The organism is Streptomyces sp. NPDC048288 (assembly GCF_043201555.1).
Lineage (GTDB): Bacteria > Actinomycetota > Actinomycetes > Streptomycetales > Streptomycetaceae > Streptomyces.
Genome location: NZ_JBICZD010000006.1, coordinates 637,292 through 653,053, shown reverse-complemented (window position 1 = coordinate 653,053; position 15,762 = coordinate 637,292). Strand labels below are relative to the sequence as shown.

Annotated in this window: 15 protein-coding genes; 4 read left to right on the top strand and 11 right to left on the bottom strand. The window is 72.9% G+C overall.

Annotated features, from left to right (window positions below; translation table 11 throughout):
- Positions 1 to 84 precede the first annotated feature (84 nt).
- On the bottom strand, positions 85 to 1,194 hold the full coding sequence (zapE, locus tag ACGFZS_RS24910; protein WP_393796983.1) for a cell division protein ZapE: 1,110 nt from the start codon (positions 1,192 to 1,194) through the stop codon (positions 85 to 87).
- Between the two features lie 37 nt (positions 1,195 to 1,231).
- Between zapE and ACGFZS_RS24905 the strand changes: the two genes are divergently transcribed.
- From ACGFZS_RS24905 to msrB, 4 genes are all read left to right on the top strand, one after another.
- The gene (locus tag ACGFZS_RS24905) at positions 1,232 to 2,158 is read left to right on the top strand and encodes a pyrimidine reductase family protein (protein WP_393796982.1); all 927 of its coding nucleotides are present in this window, start codon (positions 1,232 to 1,234) and stop codon (positions 2,156 to 2,158) included.
- A 154-nt stretch (positions 2,159 to 2,312) separates the two neighbouring features.
- Positions 2,313 to 2,786, top strand: coding sequence for an indole-3-glycerol phosphate synthase (locus ACGFZS_RS24900; RefSeq protein ID WP_393796981.1), 474 nt, complete (start codon positions 2,313 to 2,315; stop codon positions 2,784 to 2,786).
- A 197-nt stretch (positions 2,787 to 2,983) separates the two neighbouring features.
- Positions 2,984 to 4,372, top strand: a complete 1,389-nt coding sequence (gene murC, locus ACGFZS_RS24895; RefSeq protein WP_393654449.1) for a UDP-N-acetylmuramate--L-alanine ligase — start codon at positions 2,984 to 2,986, stop codon at positions 4,370 to 4,372.
- 13 nt (positions 4,373 to 4,385) lie between these two features.
- The gene (gene msrB, locus ACGFZS_RS24890) at positions 4,386 to 4,793 is read left to right on the top strand and encodes a peptide-methionine (R)-S-oxide reductase MsrB (RefSeq protein WP_393796980.1); all 408 of its coding nucleotides are present in this window, start codon (positions 4,386 to 4,388) and stop codon (positions 4,791 to 4,793) included.
- Between the two features lie 9 nt (positions 4,794 to 4,802).
- Here msrB and ACGFZS_RS24885 read toward each other — a convergent pair whose 3' ends face one another.
- The 10 genes from ACGFZS_RS24885 to ACGFZS_RS24840 form a co-directional block, all read right to left on the bottom strand.
- Positions 4,803 to 5,825, bottom strand: a complete 1,023-nt coding sequence (locus ACGFZS_RS24885; protein ID WP_393796979.1) for an MBL fold metallo-hydrolase — start codon at positions 5,823 to 5,825, stop codon at positions 4,803 to 4,805.
- A gap of 50 nt (positions 5,826 to 5,875) precedes the next feature.
- Positions 5,876 to 6,733 carry a DUF6282 family protein gene (locus tag ACGFZS_RS24880; RefSeq protein WP_365684108.1) on the bottom strand — a complete coding sequence of 286 codons (858 nt, stop codon included), beginning with the start codon at positions 6,731 to 6,733 and terminating at the stop codon, positions 5,876 to 5,878.
- Entirely contained in the window at positions 6,726 to 8,567 is a 1,842-nt protein-coding gene (locus ACGFZS_RS24875; RefSeq protein WP_393796978.1) for an isocitrate/isopropylmalate family dehydrogenase, read from the bottom strand. Before ACGFZS_RS24875 ends, ACGFZS_RS24880 begins: the two co-directional genes overlap by 8 nt.
- A complete protein-coding gene (locus ACGFZS_RS24870; protein ID WP_393796977.1) occupies positions 8,564 to 9,331 on the bottom strand; it encodes an alpha/beta fold hydrolase in 768 nt (255 codons plus the stop codon). Before ACGFZS_RS24870 ends, ACGFZS_RS24875 begins: the two co-directional genes overlap by 4 nt.
- Positions 9,328 to 10,260 carry a hypothetical protein gene (locus ACGFZS_RS24865; protein ID WP_393796976.1) on the bottom strand — a complete coding sequence of 311 codons (933 nt, stop codon included), beginning with the start codon at positions 10,258 to 10,260 and terminating at the stop codon, positions 9,328 to 9,330. Before ACGFZS_RS24865 ends, ACGFZS_RS24870 begins: the two co-directional genes overlap by 4 nt.
- Positions 10,261 to 10,293: 33 nt before the next feature.
- Positions 10,294 to 11,730, bottom strand: coding sequence for an FAD-binding protein (locus ACGFZS_RS24860; protein ID WP_393796975.1), 1,437 nt, complete (start codon positions 11,728 to 11,730; stop codon positions 10,294 to 10,296).
- A gap of 54 nt (positions 11,731 to 11,784) precedes the next feature.
- Positions 11,785 to 12,375: a YciI family protein gene (locus ACGFZS_RS24855; protein WP_365684118.1), complete on the bottom strand. Its 591-nt coding sequence runs from the start codon at positions 12,373 to 12,375 to the stop codon at positions 11,785 to 11,787.
- Positions 12,376 to 12,460: 85 nt separating this feature from the next.
- Complete coding sequence (locus tag ACGFZS_RS24850) at positions 12,461 to 13,447, bottom strand: NAD(P)H-dependent flavin oxidoreductase (RefSeq protein ID WP_393796974.1); 987 nt, start codon at positions 13,445 to 13,447, stop codon at positions 12,461 to 12,463.
- A gap of 477 nt (positions 13,448 to 13,924) precedes the next feature.
- On the bottom strand, positions 13,925 to 14,953 hold the full coding sequence (locus tag ACGFZS_RS24845) for a LysR family transcriptional regulator (protein ID WP_393796973.1): 1,029 nt from the start codon (positions 14,951 to 14,953) through the stop codon (positions 13,925 to 13,927).
- A 148-nt stretch (positions 14,954 to 15,101) separates the two neighbouring features.
- Positions 15,102 to 15,734 carry a TetR family transcriptional regulator gene (locus ACGFZS_RS24840; RefSeq protein ID WP_393796972.1) on the bottom strand — a complete coding sequence of 211 codons (633 nt, stop codon included), beginning with the start codon at positions 15,732 to 15,734 and terminating at the stop codon, positions 15,102 to 15,104.
- Between the last annotated feature and the right edge of the window lie 28 nt (positions 15,735 to 15,762).

The following is a 15,762-nucleotide window of genomic DNA, read 5'->3' as shown; positions in this document are numbered from 1 at the left end:
AGAGAGCGTGAAAAATGCCGGTGGGGTGGCTCGATCAGGCTCTTGACCTGGAGGGCTTGATCGAATAGCGGCCGACCGGGCCGACTATGCGGCGGTTACGAGCCCCTTGGCGTCCCGGGCCAGCGCGGTGAGCCGGGATATCGCGCGGAAGTACTTCTTGCGGTAGCCGCCGTTCAGCATCTCCTCGCTGAACAGCCTGTCGAAGGGCAGCCCGGAGGCCAGGACCGGCACCTCGCGGTCGTAGAGCCGGTCCGCGAGGACCACCAGCCGCAGCGCGGTCGACTGGTCCGGCACCGGCCGCACATCCGTCAGGCAGACCGCCGTCAGGCCGTCGGTCAGCGCGCCGTAGCGGCTGGGGTGCACCTTGGCCAGGTGGTCCAGGAGGTGCGGGAAGTCGTCGAGCGAGGCGCCCGGGGTGCCGTACGCCGCCTTGGTCACCTGCTCGTCGGAGTACGGCGCCGGCGCCTCGGGCAGGCCGCGGTGGCGGTAGTCCTCGCCGTCGATGCGCAGGGTGCGGAAGTGGGCGGACAGGCCCTGGATCTCGCGCAGGAAGTCGACGGCCGCGAACCGGCCCTCGCCGAGCTTGCCCGGCAGGGTGTTGGAGGTGGCGGCGAGCGCGACCCCGGCCTCGACCAGCCGGCCGAGCAGACTCGACACCAGGACCGTGTCGCCGGGGTCGTCCAGCTCGAACTCGTCGATGCACAGCAGGCGGTGGCCGGAGAGGGTCCGCACGGTCTGCTGGAAGCCGAGGGCGCCGACCAGGTTCGTCAGCTCCACGAAGGTGCCGAACGCCTTCAGCGCCGGCTCGGCCGGGGTGGCGTGCCAGAGGGAGGCCAGCAGGTGGGTCTTGCCGACGCCGTACCCGCCGTCGAGGTAGACCCCGCGGGGCCCGGCGGGCACCTTCGCCGCCTTGGCCTTCCCGAAGCCGAAGAAGCCGCGCTTCGCGCCGCCGGCCACCGCGTGCGCCCCGCCGAGACCGGCCGCGAAGCCTTCGAGGACCCCGACGGCCTCGGTCTGGCTCGGCTGGTTCGGGTCCGGGAGGTAGGTGGCGAAGCGCACCAGGTCGAAGCGCGGCGGCGGCACCATCTCGGCGACCAGCCGGTCCGCGGGCACGTGCGGCGAACGGGCGCACAGCGACAGCGGGCCCGCGTCGGCTATGGGACTGACCTCGGATGCGGCAGGAGAAGACGACACGGTTACCCATGCTAGTTGCCGTGCCACACTGCACGACATGCGACGCCTGTTCCCTGTGACCGAACAAACATCAGCCCAGGCCGGGGCCCCCGGCGGGGGGACCTGGGAGACGGGGGACGGCCCCGGTGGCGTGGGGGGCTCCGGTGGGAGTGGCGACGGGCGGGGGGCTTTGGGGCAGGGGTGGTCCGGCGACGGCCGGGTGGGCGGCTCCGGTGCGCCGGGCGAGGGGGCGGGTGGTGGCCGGGAGTGGAGTCTCGGCGAGCTGGCTCTTGCCTATGCCTATCCGGAGTCGGCCGGGCGGGAGCCGTGGCTGCGGGCCAACATGGTGTCCACGCTCGACGGGGCCGGTCAGCACGACGGGCGTTCGCAGCCCATCTCCGGTGCGGCCGACATGCGGATCTTCGGCACTCTGCGAGGGCTCGCGGATGTCGTCGTCGTAGGTGCGGAAACGGTACGGCAGGAGGGGTACCGGCCGGTACGCGAGCGGGCGGAGTTCGCGGGCGCCCGGGCCGCGGCGGGGCAGGCGACGGTCGCCGCGGTCGCCGTCGTCAGCGCGAGCCTGGACCTCGACTTCTCGCTGCCGCTGTTCACCTCGCCGCTGGTGCCCACGCTGGTCCTGACCGGCGCGGCGGCCGCCCCCGACCGGGTCGCCGCCGCCGAGCAGGCCGGCGCCCGGGTGGTGACCGCGGGTGACGGCACCGGCGTCGACCCCGACCGCGCGGTCCGCGCCCTCGCCGGTCTCGGCCACACCCGGCTGCTCACCGAGGGCGGCCCCAGGCTGCTCGGGCAGTTCATCGCCGCCGGTGTCCTCGACGAGCTGTGCCTGACGGTCTCGCCGATGCTCACGGCGGGGGCCGCGCAGCGCATCGCCGGGGGCCCCGGTGTCGCGGTACCCCAGCGCTTCGAACTAGTGTCCCTGCTTGAGGAGGCCGGATTCCTGTTCGGTCGTTACCGTCGGTCCTGAAATCAGCGGAATCTACCGTTCCGCTTAGCTTCCGGCGGGCACACTGAATCCGGCAGTACCCGTGCGATCACGGGGCAGGATGGTTTCCGCAGGGGTGCTCGGCCCCACGGAGGACAGAGGGCCGAAGCGGTCCTCCAAGGAGAAGAGGCGCCTGGTGTTCACAAGCGTTCTGATGATCGAGAAGGCCCTGACGTCCGCCGACGTGGAGTTCGTCACCACCTTGCACGGGGACGAGCCGGTCGTCTTCCATGTGCTCCTCCAGCCGCGCGGCGACCAGGCGGACCGTCTGCTGCGGGCCATCGACGACATCGCACTCGGCGAACTCGACGAGGCCGCGCGTGAGCGGGAGACCCCGGAGGGGGACGCGGCGAAGGGCCCGGCCGAGCAGGCGCTGGACGTGTCCCTGACGGCCCTGCGGGCGGCCGGGAGCAGTGCGGAGGGGCGGATGGTCGAGGACCACCCGCTGGACGCGCTGCGGAAGCTGGTGGAAGAGGTGGCCGCGGACGAGGTGATCGTGCTGACCGATCCGCACTATGTGGAGGAGTTCTTCCACCGGGACTGGGCGTCCCGGGCGCGGCACAAGGTGGGGGTGCCGGTGCTGAAGTTGTTCTCGCACAGTAAGGCGTAGGCGCCGGAGGGGGGTGCGGTGCGTCGGCGGGTGCCGGTGCGCTGTGGCTGGTCGCGCCCGCGCGGCGGTAGCCGCATATGAACACAGCCCCGCGCCCCTTTCGGGGGCGCTGATGCTCGCGCCCCTTGCACGGCACCGTGTGTCCGAGCACATAGGCTAGGGCTGCTTTCGCACGTCACCGTCTCTGGGAGAAACACATGGCACCCGGCCTTCCTTCCGCCATGGAGCGACCGCACTTCGTCGGGATCGGCGGCGCCGGGATGTCGGGGATCGCGAAGATCCTCGCGCAGCGCGGTGCCGCGGTGGCGGGGAGCGACGCCAAGGAGTCGGCGACGGCCGAGGCGCTGCGGGCGCTGGGGGCCACGGTGCACATCGGGCACGCGGCGGGGCACCTGGCGGACGACGCCAGCTGTGTCGTGGTGTCGTCGGCGATCCGGAAGGACAACCCCGAGCTGGCGCGCGCGGCCGAGCTGGGCATCCCGGTGGTGCACCGCTCGGACGCGCTGGCCGCGCTGATGGACGGGCTGCGGCCGATCGCGGTGGCCGGGACGCACGGCAAGACGACCACCACGTCCATGCTGGCCGTGTCGCTCACCGCGCTGGGCCGCGAGCCGTCGTACGCCATCGGCGGCGATCTGGACGCGCCCGGCTCGAACGCCCTGCACGGCGAGGGTGAGATCTTCGTCGCCGAGGCGGACGAATCGGACCGCAGCTTCCACAAGTACGCGCCCGAGGTCGCGATCGTCCTCAACGTGGAGCTGGACCACCACGCCAACTACGCCTCGATGGACGAGATCTACGAGTCCTTCGAGACCTTCGCGGACCGGATCGTGCCCGGCGGCACGCTGGTCATCAACGCCGATCATGAGGGCGCCAGGGAGCTGACCCGGCGGGTGGCCGGGAAGGTGCGGACGGTGACGTACGGCGAGGCCGCGGACGCCGACGTACGGGTGCTGTCCGTCGTACCGCAGGGCCTGAAGAGCGAGGTCACCGTCCTGCTGGACGGGGACGAGCTGACGTTCGCGGTGTCCGTCCCCGGGCGGCACTACGCCCACAACGCCGTCGCCGCGCTGGCCGCGGGCGTGGCCCTGGGGGTCCCGGCCGCGGAACTCGCACCCGCCCTGGCCGCCTACACGGGCGTCAAGCGGCGCCTCCAGCTCAAGGGCGAGGCGGCCGGCGTCCAGGTGATCGACTCCTACGCCCACCACCCGACCGAGATGACCGCCGACCTGGAGGCGATGCGCGGCGCCGCCGGTGACAGCCGCATCCTGGTCGTCTTCCAGCCGCACCTGTTCTCCCGCACCCAGGAGCTGGGCAAGGAGATGGGCGACGCGCTGGCCCTCGCGGACGCCTCGGTCGTCCTCGACATCTACCCGGCCCGCGAGGACCCGATCCCCGGCATCACCAGCGAGCTGATCATCGAGGCGGCGCGGGCCGCCGGCGCCGACGTCACCGCCGTGCACGACAAGGACGAGGTGCCCGCCGTGATCGCGGGAATGTCCAAGCCGGGTGATCTGGTTCTCACCATGGGCGCGGGCGATGTGACCGACCTGGGCCCGAGGATCCTGGAACGCCTGGCGAAGTAAGGGGCTGAGAGTCATGTCGTACGACGTAGAGAAGCCGGACGAGCAGTGGCGGGCGGAGCTGACCCCGGCCGAGTACGCCGTGCTGCGTCAGGCGGCGACCGAGCCGGCCTTCACCGGTGAGTACACCGACACCAAGGCCAAGGGCGTCTACTCCTGTCGCGCCTGCGGCGCCGAGCTGTTCACCTCCACCACCAAGTTCGAGTCGCACTGCGGCTGGCCGTCCTTCTACGACCCGAAGGACACCGACGCCGTCGAACTGATCGAGGACCGCACCCACGGCATGGTCCGCACCGAGGTGCGCTGCGCCCGCTGCGGCTCGCACCTCGGCCATGTCTTCGACGGCGAGGGGTACGCGACCCCGACCGACCAGCGGTACTGCATCAACTCGATCTCGCTGCGGCTCGCCGAGGACGAGAGCTGAGGGCAGGGCTCAGGAGAGCCGGACCGGGCTGGGCAGCAGTGCCCGGGCCGGTACCGGCGTCCACCGGACCTCACCGGCCGCGTCGCGTGTGACGCGGCCGAAGGCCTGGTCCCCGAAGTGGAACGCGAAGCCGTAGGTGCGGGGAGCGAGCAGCTGGTCCAGCAGGGTACGGCGGGCCTTCAGCACCCCCGCGACGTCCACGTCGGGTCCGGAGGGCCACTCCGGGTGGCTCAGCTGCGCGGGCGTGTGGAAGGCGTCCCCGAGGACCAGGATCCGCCTGCCGCGCGAGGCGGAGACCACGTACGTCGTGTGGCCGGGGCTGTGCCCGGGAGTGATCAGGGCGGTGACGCCCGGCCACACCTCGTCGCCGTCGTCGAACTCGCCCAGCACGCGGGACATCGGCACCATGAACCCGTCCCACGACGGGGCTCCCACCTTGATCTCCCCCCGCCAGAACGGGCCCCACTCGGCGCCCGCCACCAGGTAGCCGGCGCAGGGGAACGCCTTGTGCGGGGCCTGGTCGCGATCGGGGACGAAGCCGACGCCGGTGTGGTCGGTGTGCAGGTGGGTGAAGGCCACGGTGTCCACGGACTCCGGGGCGACCCGGAGCGCCCGCAGGGTCTTCAGCAGGGCACCCCCTCGGGAGACACCGAGCGCCGGTGACAGGACGTTGCCGCCCAGGCCCACGTCGATGAGCAGCCTGCGCCGGCCGCGTTCGACGAGCACGCCGCCCGCCGAGGCGGCGATCCGGCCGGAACGGGTCAACGCCTCCGGGTGCTCCTGCCAGTAGGCGGCCGGGACGGCCGGGAGAAAGCCCACGGGGTCCAGCTCCATCGCCGCGTCGACGACATAGGTGAGCCTGGTGTCTCCCAGGGTGAGGGTACGGACGGCGGACTGGTCGCTCAGCGCCCCGGTCCGGGGGCGGGCGGCGTGCGCGGGCGCGGTGTCCAGGAGGGTCGGGGACAGCGCCGCCGTGCTCGCGAGCGCGGTGCGCAGCACCCTGCGACGCGAGGGGCCGGGAGTGCGGGGCATGGCGGGATACCTCCGGTGGATGGAAGGGGGCGTCGACACGAGGACGTACGTCAGAGCGCCAGCAGTGTCGCGGGGTTGGCCGAGGTGACCGCGCGGAACTGGTGAGCCGTCAGCCCGGCTTCGGTGAACCAGCGCCGACTCGTGGCCAGCCAGTCGGTGGGGTCCGGCTGGTCCGGCTGACCGAGGTCGGAGCTGAACACGACGCGCGGATGGGCGCGCACCACCTCGGCCAGGTGCCGGGTGTCCCGGTGGCCCAGCAGGAGGGTCAGGGCGGTGAGTTCGACGTACAGGCCCGGAACCCGGGCCAGTTGGGCCAGGTCGGCCGGGGTGAGGCCGGACATCGGGTGGGTGGCGTGGGTCAGCAGCAGCCGGGGGAGTTCCAGACGCACCGCTTCGTCGATCACCCGCAGGGTCTCGTCCCGGTCGCAGTGTCCGGTCGCGAGGACGACGGGCAGGTCACGGGCGGCCCTGAGCACCTCGCGCACCCGCTCGCCGAGCCGGCCCGTGCCGTCCACGACGCGGTCGCCCCGCCAGCGGTCGGGGTCGAGGCGGGGGTGGAACGGCTCCCGGCGCAGCGCGGTCGGATGGGCGGGGCCGACCAGGGTGGGAAGGTGGACGACCAGCCGGGCCGGGCTGTCCGGTCCGTGGGCGTAGACGGCCTGTTCCACGACCTGGGGGCGGACTCCTCCGGCGAGATCGTTCAGCACGACCGAGCCGGAGACCGGCAGGCCCTCCTGCCGGGCCTCCCAGGCACTCGCCGCCGTGGACCCCAGATGGCTCTTGACCACCACCCAGCCGTCGACCTCCGCGTAGGCCCGGCCGGCGCCGCCGGTCGTCAGACGGCGCCGGTACAGGTCGGGCCCGGCGTGGTAGTGGACGTCCACCACCCGTCGTACCAGGTCACGCATTGCGGGAGGCGGGGTCGGCCGGGCCTTCCCACGGCTTGGCGTAGCCGAACCGGCGGCGGGCCTCGTCCAGGCGCAGGCCCGTGCCGACCGCCTCGGCGATGGCGGACTCGGTGCCTTCGACGCGTTCCGCCCGGTCCGCCACCTCGGCGGCCCGTTCGGCGGGTACCACGAGCACACCGTTGTCGTCGGCGACGATCACGTCACCGGGGCGCACGGTGACCTCGCCGATCGTGATGTGCCGTCCGGTCGCGGCGAGTTCCACTCGGTTCTTGCCGCTCACCATGGTGGCGCCGGTGCTGAACAGCGGGTATCCGGCGGCGCGGATCTCGCCGATGTCCCGGGCCGAGCCGTGCAGCGCGGTGCCGCGCACCCCGCGGCGCTGGGCCACCGAGGTCAGCAGCGAACCCCAGTTGGTGCAGGTGGTGGAGCCGCCGTTGTCGACCACCACGAAGGCTCCCGCGGGCACCTCGTCCAGGTAGTTGGCCGCGTTGCGGAACCTCCCGTCGGTACGGTCCACCGGCTGGTAGGTGACGGTGTACGCGAGGCCCGCGGTGCGCGCTCCGGGCACCCGCGCGCTGATTCCGGCGAGCACCCCGGCGATGCCGAGACTGTCCAGCGCGTCGGAGACCGAGGCGGTGTCGAGCGCGGCCAGCCGGTCCACCACGTCCACCGGGACGGCGGCCACGGGACCGGGGACCGTGGCCGCCGACTCGGCCTCCCCGCCCGGCAGTCGGGCGGCGACCGCCTCGGCGACCTGCCGGGTGCCCGCGCCGCCGCCCAGGTCGTAGGTGACGGTGGTACGGGCGCGGGCGACGGCGCGGACGGCGCCGCGCAGGTCCTCGGCCGGTACGGGCAGGCCGAGATGGTCCAGCATCTGGCCGATGGTGAGCAGCATCGCCATCGGGTTGGCCCGGTCCTGGCCGGCCATGGCCGGGGCGCTGCCGTGCACCGGCTCGAAGTAGCTGCCGTGGTCGCCGATGTTGCCGCTCGGCGCGAGACCGAGGCCGCCCATGACGCCGGCGCCGAGGTCGGAGAGGATGTCGCCGAACATGTTCTCGGCGACCAGGACGCCGAAGCGTTCGGGCCTGCGGACCATCCAGAGGGCGACGGCGTCGACGTTGAGGATCTCGGTCTCGATGTCCGGGTGGTCCCGGGAGATCAGTTCGAGACGTTCGCGCAGATGGTTGCCGCTCTGCCGGAGGACCATCGGCTTGTCCACCACGGTGAGCCGCCGGTGGCCGTGGGCCTCCGCGTGGGCGAAGCCGAACCGCAGCAGCCGGTCGATGCCGAACCGGGTCTGCAGCCGGAGTGTGACGCTGCTCTCCCCGGGGCCGGAGGCCAGGGCGTTCGGGTGCTCGCGCACGGCGTTCCACAGCGCCTCGTCGAGTCCGTGGACGTCGTAACCGGCGTACAGGCCCTCGGTGTTCTCGCGGATCACGGTGAAGTCGAACCGGCCGTGGTCCAGGTCGGTGACCGGGCGGATGTTGGCGTACAGGCCCAGACGCTGGCGGAGCTGGATGACCGGGGAGACGAACGTCCGGCCGGTACCGCGCAGCGACGGGGTGAGTTCGGCCTCCGCCTCACGCAGCGGCTTGCTGGTGATGGCGCCCAGCAGGCAGGTGTCGGTCTCCTCCAGCAGCTTCCAGGTCCGCTGGGGCACCGGGTCGCCCTCCTGGCGCCAGCACTCCCAGCCGATCTCCCCGAACCGGAAGTCCAGGGGCAGACGGAGCCGTTCGACGGTGCGCAGCGCGGCCTCGACGACCTCCGGGCCGATGCCGTCGCCGGGCAGGACGGCGACGCTCTTCCTCGGCGCGTTCCTCGGAGCCGACTTCATTGGATTCCCTTCTCCCGCAGATAGGTCTCGATCAGCGCGGCGACCTTCGCGGGCTGTTCGGCGTGGGGGCGCATACCGGCCCCGGCGACGACGTGCACTCTGTGGTGCGGGGCGGCGGCGGTGTGCCGCCGGGTGACGAGCTGGGAGTGGCTGCCCACGATCTGGAGCAACGGGCCCGGGTGGGCGCGTACGGCGGCACCGACGTCGATCCCGGACAGCAGCCGCATTCCGGCGGCGAGCCTGCGGCCGGCCGCCGCGTCGGCCCGCACGGGGACGGGGGCCGACGCCGGTGCGTCGTGCGGGAGGACCCGCCGGTTCAGCAGGGCGAGCGCCGGGCCGGGCCGGCCGGCCGCCGCCAGGTCGGCGATCTGTGCGAGCCGCCGCTCCAGGACCGGATCGGTGCGGGCGGGGCCCGAGACGAGCAGGGCCGCCGTGCCGGCGGCGCAGTCCGGGAGCAGGGCTTGGGCCACCGCGCCGCCCAGGGCGTTTCCGCAGAGCAGGTCGACGCGGCCGAAGTCCGGCAGCAGCGCCCGCCAGCGGGCGACGAGGGCGGCCATCGAGTCCACCGTCTCGTCCCACAGGGAGAGCGTGTCCACGACGGTCACCCGGAGCCCGGCCCCGGCCAGGGTCCGGATGACCGGGGCGAAGAACGCCCCCTCGTCCCAGTGGGGGATGACCGGGGCCAGGACGAGGGCGTGGGGCGCGCCGGCGGCGGTCTCCGGTCCGAAGACCGCCGTCGGCAGCACCGGTCGGGCGTGGGTCATCGGACGCCGGCGAGGGTGCGCGCGGTCGCGATGGCCTCGCCGTGCTCGCCGAGCAGGTCCTTGCGGTGCTCCACCGGCAGGTCGTAGCGGCCGAGGACCAGGTCCGGCAGCGGCAACGAGGGCCTGCCCTCGGGGATGTTGGCGAGCAGCAGGTCCGCCAGCTCCAGGGCCGGCGCCAGGTCGAGCCGGGCGGCGGCCTCGGGGTCGGTCCGGTCGAGGTGGGCCAGCCACTGCTCGGCGATGAGGTTTCCGGGGCCCTTGCCCATGCCCTGGATCGAGGAGTCCATCCAGGTCGCGCCGGCCGCGACCGCGCTGATGGCGTTGGCCAGGGCGAGCCCCAGGTTGTTGTGGGCGTGCAGCCCGACCGGGCCGCCGGTGACCGACTTGACCAGGGTGGTGAGGTCGGTGGTGTCGACGGGGGAGAGGCTGCCGTTGGAGTCGGCGAGGTAGACGAACTCGGCGCCGGCGTCGGTGGCGGCGGTGGCCACCTCGACCACGTCCCGGCCCGGCCACTGGCTGATCCGGGCGAAGTTGACGCCCACCGTGAAGCCGGTGTCCCTGGCCTGGCGGATGTAGTCGAGGCCGGTCTCGTAGCCCCGCGCGGGCAGGATGATCCGGACCAGCCGCGCACCCGCCGCGTACATGGCGGGCAGGTCGGCGCGGGTGATGTTCTTCGGGTGCAGGATCATCGCGACCCGCTCCGGGCCGATCTCCTGGGCCGTGGCGGCGATGAACTCGTCGTCGCCGCGGCCGGTCAGCCCGAGGTCGGGTATCGGGAGCAGGGAGCCCTTGCGGTAGGCGATCTCGATCCAGTCGAAGCCGGCCTCGACGCTCAGCCTCGCGTGCTTCAGGGCGTACTCGAGCGGGAAGGCGAAGCCGTTGCGGTAGCCGCCGTCGCGGAGGGTGACGTCGATGTTGACGATACTCATGGAGTCTCCAGAAGCTGCTGACTGTGGGTGGGGTCAGACGGTCTGCCGGGCGGTGGCCGCGTGGTGCGCGGCGAGCCGTCCGAAGATGAGCGAGCGCAGGACCGAGGTGGCCGGCGGGTAGGCGTGGTAGAAGAGGCCGGTGGCCTCGCCCGCGGCATACAGGCCGGGGATGGCGGTGCCGGACGGGGTGACGACGCGGGCGTCGAGGTCGGTGCGGACACCGCCGTAGGTGAAGCAGATCGCCGCGGTCACCGGGACGCCGATGAACGGCGCGGTGTCCAGCGGGGTGGCCCAGTTGGACTTCGGCGGGGTGATGCCGACGGTGTGCTTGCCGTCCAGCCGGGTCGGGTCGAACTCCCCGGGGGCGACGGCCGCGTTGAACTCGGCGACGGTCTTCTCCAGGCCCTCGGCGTCGACGCCCAGCTTCCCGGCGAGTTCCTCCAGGGAGTCCGCCTGCTCCGGCGGCACGTCGCTGAGCAGGGAGTTCATGATGCCCGGAATCGCCAGGGTCTTGGCGTCGGCGATCCAGTACGCCTCCTGGTCCTGGTTCTTCCAGATCTCGTGGCCGATGTGCTCGAAGGTGTTGTCCCAGGTGTCACGGCCCTCGTCGAAGAACCGCTCCAGCCGGCCGTTGACGAAGATGCCCGCCGGGAAGCCGTACAGCACCGAGTCGGCCTTGGTGGTACGGCGGTCGACCGGTTCGGCGTGGATGCCGTCGAACTGGCCGGCCGTGTCCGCGCCGAGCTCCAGCGCCATGCGCAGCGCGTCGCCGCGGTTGTTGGCGATGCCCGGCGCGATCAGCGGGAGGTCGCAGGCGCGGTCGCCCAGGTAGCGGGTGAGCATCTCGGTGTTGCCCTCGAAGCCGCCGCAGGCGAGCACCACCGCGCGGCCGGTCAACTGCCGGGTGCGGCCGTCGGATCCGCGCACCACGACGCCGTCCACGGAGCCGTCCTCGGCGGTGGTCAGGCGCAGCGCCTCGGTCTCGTAGTGGATCTCGACGCGGGGGTCGCGCTCCAGGGCGGCGCCCAGGTGCTCGACGATCGAGGCGCCGCCGCCCCGGGGGCTGGCCGGCGGGGTCATGGACGGGGTGCCCGCCTCGAAGGTGTGCGGGAGCGGGAAGTCCGCGAAGTCGATCTCGACGCCGTGCTTCTCGACGAAGGCCAGGGTCTGCGGAGCCTCCCGCTCGACGGTACGGCAGTAGTCGACGTCGGCCAGGCCGCCGGAGACCCGGCGGACGTGCTCGGCCCAGTCCGTGTCCAGCTTCCTGTTCTGGTCGATCCGCAGGAACGCGCCGGTCCAGCGGGTGGCGCCACCGCGCTCCTGCTCGGCGGACCGTTCCAGCACGGCTATCCGGGCGGGCGTCTCGCGGCCCTCGGTGGCCTCCGCGAAGGACAGGGCGGCCGACAGGCCTGCGGCGCCGAATCCGACGACCACGAGGTCGTACGCGGCGGACGTGGACGAGGTGGGCATGGTGTCTCCTAGATGTCTGGCGTGCGGTGAGGGGCCGGTCGGTTGGTCGGCCGGTCAGCGGTTCGGGGTGATGACCCGACTCGTCCGGTACAGGCGGTACTTGGCGCCGGTGGTGGTGTCCGCGAAGGCCCGGTAGCGGCGCTGGAACTCGGGGTCGTCGAAGATGGCGTTGAACCGCTTCTCGTCCGCCCAGGCCGCGAGGTTGACCATCGCGTCACCGTCGACGCTGGTCAGCAGGCGGGAGCCGCGGAAGCCGTCGGCGGTGGCGGCGACGTGCTCCACGGCCGAGGCGAGGGCGTCGACCGAGGCCGGCGCGTCGTCGGTGGTGGCCACGTTGATGAGCAGCACGCTCTCGTCCGGCTCGGCGGCGGTGACCACGCCGGGGCTGATGCCCCGCGCCTCGAAGGCGACGATGTCGTACGACGCGACGCCGAGCCGGGTCCACGGGTCGCCGGCGACCAGCTCGCGCACGGTGGCCTCGTCGAGGTCGGCCGTGACGATGACGGCGCCGCCGTCCGGGCGGGGCCCGCTCAGCAGGATGCGCCCCTGGTCGGAGTGGTCGCGCAGCCATGCCTTGTGCTCGGCAAGGTGCGCGGTGACGGTCTCGCGGGAGACGAGGTAGGTGAGGGTGAGGACGTGGATCACTTCAGGACTCCGGTCGGTTCGGGGATCGGCGCCCGTCCGGGGGTTCGGGACGTGGCCGGTCAGGGGGCAGGAGGGGGGCCGGTGTTCACGGCGCGGGCGTGATGCTCCCGGCGAGTCGGCGGAGAACCGTTTCGGCTTCGGCGACGGTGTCCCGCACCACGCTCTCGGCCGACGGCACGTCGTCGACCAGGTCGAGGACCTCGCCGGCGAACAGCGCCCGCTGCCCCGTGTCGTCGCGGGCGACCGCCGCGGTCCACTCGGGTTCGACCCCGGCCCGCCGCGCGGCCAGTTCCGCGTCCTTCCCGGTCCAGGCACGGGTGAACGCGTTGCCCACCGACCGTGCCGTGTACATCTCGTCCCACGGGATGCCGCGCACGACGTCGAAGGAACGGGTGTTCACCAGGTCGGCGGTGGCGCCGGACACCAGGGCCCGCTTGAAGCCGGTGGTGCCCATGGACTCCTCGGTGACCGCGAACCGCGTGCCCATCATCACGCCGTCGGCGCCGAGGGCCAGCGCGGCCGCCAGGCCCCGGCCGTCCGCGAAACCGCCGGCCGCCACCACGGGTACCGCGCCCCGCGCGAGATCGAGGACGGCGGGGATCAGCGGCAGCGTCGCCCGGGTCTTGTGATGGCCGCCGGCCTCGGCGCCCTGGGCCACCAGCACATGGGCCCCGGCCCGCAGGGCCACGGCCGCCTGCTCGGTGTCGTGCACCTGCACCACCACCCGCGCCCCGCTCTCGGCGGCGGAGCCCACGTACCGGCGCACCTGGTCGGCGTCGCCGAAGGAGAGGGCGATGACCGGCGGCGCGTAGCCCAGCACTTTGTCCCACAGGCCGGGTCGCTCGTCGAAGGTGAACATCACGCAGCCGACGCCCCAGGCTCCGCCGTGCTCCGCCGTCGCGGCCACCTGCTCGTCGATGAAGGCGGCGTCGCCGTAGCTGACGCCCACCAGACCCAGCCCTCCGGCGCGGGTGACGGCGGTGGCGAGCCGGGCCCCGGAGACGGAGCCCATCGGGGCGCTGACGATCGGATGGTCGATGTCCAGCAGCTCGGTCAGCTTGGTCGAGATCACGCTTCTCCTCTGTTTCCCGGCGCGGCCGATGGAAGGATCGGAAATGAGGTGCGAAACAAAGGGCCACGAAACGATTTCCGCATCCACTGGTTTCGTGTTCAAAGGCTAGGTTCCGGTGTTCTTCGCTGTCCAAGACGGAAAGCGCGTGGCGGCCATAGGGCCGGGGTTATGGAGGTGACCCAATTCACCTTCCGGTGCGCGGAATGAAATATTCCGGCCGGTCTCCGGTGAAATTCCGGTGCTGCCGGTCGAGGCAGGCTCGCCCAAGAAAAGGGTCGGGGCGGGGGCCCGGGGGGGGGCGGGGCGCCCGGGGGGGGGGGGGTGATTGATGAGGTGAGGAGACGCCCGCCGCGGCCGGCGGCCCGCCGGCCGAGATGGGGGGCCGGCGCGCCCCGCCCCCCCCCCCGCCCCCCCGCCCGCCCCCCCCCCCCCCCCCCCCCCCCCCCCCCCCCCCCCCGGGGGGGAGGGGAAGAGTGATCAGGTCAGGAGCGGCCAGCCGCGCCGGCCGGCCGCCGTCCGCAGATGGCGGGCCGAGCGGCCGTCGGCGAGCGCGGTGACGGCGAGTCGCTCGCGCGGTGCGGCCCTGGTGGGCAGCGGGCGCCAGACGAGCTGCGGGTCGCCCTGGACGGCGAGCCGCGGCCGCAGCGCCACCACGTCGCCCGCGGTCTGCAGCGCGTGCACGAACAGGGCCTGCTGGTCCTGGTCGATGGGGTGCAGCGCCGCGTTCCAGCCGAGGGCGGCGAGCTGGGCGGGCACGGTGTCCGCGTAACCGGGCGCGCATCCCTCGTCGTACCAGAGGAGCCGTTGCGTCGAGAGGTCCGACCAGGTCGGCCCCGGGCGGCGGGCCAGCGGATGGCCGGCGTCCATGACGACGCCGAGCGGCTCGTCCCAGACCACGGCCCGTACCAGACCGGGCACGGCCCCCGGCAGCCGTACGATCCCGAAGGCGAGCTCGCCGTGCTGCAGTAGTTCCGACTGGTCCGCCGCGTTGACGGAGCGCATCCGCAGCGCCGGCTCCGCGCGGCCCTCGGCGCGGTCGCCGGGCCGGCCGGTGAGGCCGTTCTGCACCTCGGCGAGCACCTCGGCCGGTACGCCGCCGCACACGCCCACGGGCCAGACCAGGGGAGACGGGGCGGCGGCCGCGATGGCGGACCGCAGCTGGCCGGGAATGCTCTGGATTTCCCTCAGGAATGCTCGCCCGCCCGTGGTCAATTCGACACCACGTGAACTCCGGATGAAAAGCGGTGCGCCTATCCGCTGCTCCAGCCGTTTGATCTGCTGGCTCAGACTCGGTTGGGATATCCGCAGTTCCTGCGCGGCTCCGGAAACAGTGCCCGCCCGGACCACGGTCAGGAAATAGCGGAGGTGCCGCATGTCGAAGTCGTCGACATGTTCGGCGTGGGTGACGGCGTGTCCCACTCCTTCGTGGGTCGGGTCACCGAGGGTGTCCTTGTCGTGGATCCGGCCGAGCGGGAACGGCCCGACCCGTTCGTCCAGCACAGTCATTCGCTTTTCCCCCTTGCAGGTGTCGAGTCCTGACCGCGGCCCGGTCCGCCGGCTGCCGTGCCGAGGCGGCCCTGGCGGACCGGGGCCACCTCAGCATCACAGAAAAATCCTTCTCGAAGGTATTTTTAACGGGTTCGCAACGCACTGCTCATCGGCTGTGCGCTCCTCCTTCGGTCCCCCGGTCGCCCGGCGGCGTCCGGGGATCGCCGGTGAGCGCGTCCAGGAGCAGCTGCCACACCGCCTCCCAGGCGGAGGCGTCGGTGCACCCCGTGGGCCCGAAGGACGCGTGCAGCGCGCCGTGCATCGCGGCCAGCAGCAGCTGGGCGACGAGTTCGGGCGGACGCGGGGGCATGCTGCCCTCCTGCTGCGCGCGCCGGACGAGTTCGACCAGGCCGCGCCGCACGTCCTCGGAGACGTCCGGCAGCCCTCGGGTCAGGCTCGGGCAGTCGGTGGCCAGCCGCAGGGCGGCCCGCAGCCGGACGTCCGCCTTCAGCCGGCGGGCGAGGTCGAGGACGAGGGTCTCCAGCGCCGTCCGGGCGGTGACGCCGGGGGTGTTCCGGGTCAGCACTATCTCCTCCCACACCTCGTGGGACTGTGACAGCAGGGCACAGGCGAGGACCTCCTTGGACGCGAAGTGCCCGTAGAGGGCACCCTTCGTCATCCCGGTCCGCGCGGCCACGGCGTTGAGCGTGGCTCTGCTGTAGCCCTGGACGGCGAACTCCTCTGCTGCGGCGTCCAGGACCTTCTCCCGGGTGCGCAGCGCCCGTTCCTGTCTGACCATGCGGGTGCCCTCCAGTCTTGACGAGGGA

Bases quoted from the DNA above. Each gene is read 5' to 3' on its own strand.
- ACGFZS_RS24865 (WP_393796976.1), bottom strand. From the start codon at position 10,260: ATGAGTATCGTCAACATCGACGTCACCCTCCGCGACGGCGGCTACCGC.
- ACGFZS_RS24860 (WP_393796975.1), bottom strand. From the start codon at position 11,730: ATGCCCACCTCGTCCACGTCCGCCGCGTACGACCTCGTGGTCGTCGGA.
- msrB (WP_393796980.1), top strand. From the start codon at position 4,386: ATGTCGTACGACGTAGAGAAGCCGGACGAGCAGTGGCGGGCGGAGCTG.
- murC (WP_393654449.1), top strand. From the start codon at position 2,984: ATGGCACCCGGCCTTCCTTCCGCCATGGAGCGACCGCACTTCGTCGGG.
- ACGFZS_RS24840 (WP_393796972.1), bottom strand. From the start codon at position 15,734: ATGGTCAGACAGGAACGGGCGCTGCGCACCCGGGAGAAGGTCCTGGAC.
- ACGFZS_RS24875 (WP_393796978.1), bottom strand. From the start codon at position 8,567: ATGAAGTCGGCTCCGAGGAACGCGCCGAGGAAGAGCGTCGCCGTCCTG.
- ACGFZS_RS24880 (WP_365684108.1), bottom strand. From the start codon at position 6,733: ATGCGTGACCTGGTACGACGGGTGGTGGACGTCCACTACCACGCCGGG.
- ACGFZS_RS24845 (WP_393796973.1), bottom strand. From the start codon at position 14,953: ATGACTGTGCTGGACGAACGGGTCGGGCCGTTCCCGCTCGGCCGGATC.
- ACGFZS_RS24870 (WP_393796977.1), bottom strand. From the start codon at position 9,331: ATGACCCACGCCCGACCGGTGCTGCCGACGGCGGTCTTCGGACCGGAG.
- ACGFZS_RS24905 (WP_393796982.1), top strand. From the start codon at position 1,232: ATGCGACGCCTGTTCCCTGTGACCGAACAAACATCAGCCCAGGCCGGG.
- ACGFZS_RS24885 (WP_393796979.1), bottom strand. From the start codon at position 5,825: ATGCCCCGCACTCCCGGCCCCTCGCGTCGCAGGGTGCTGCGCACCGCG.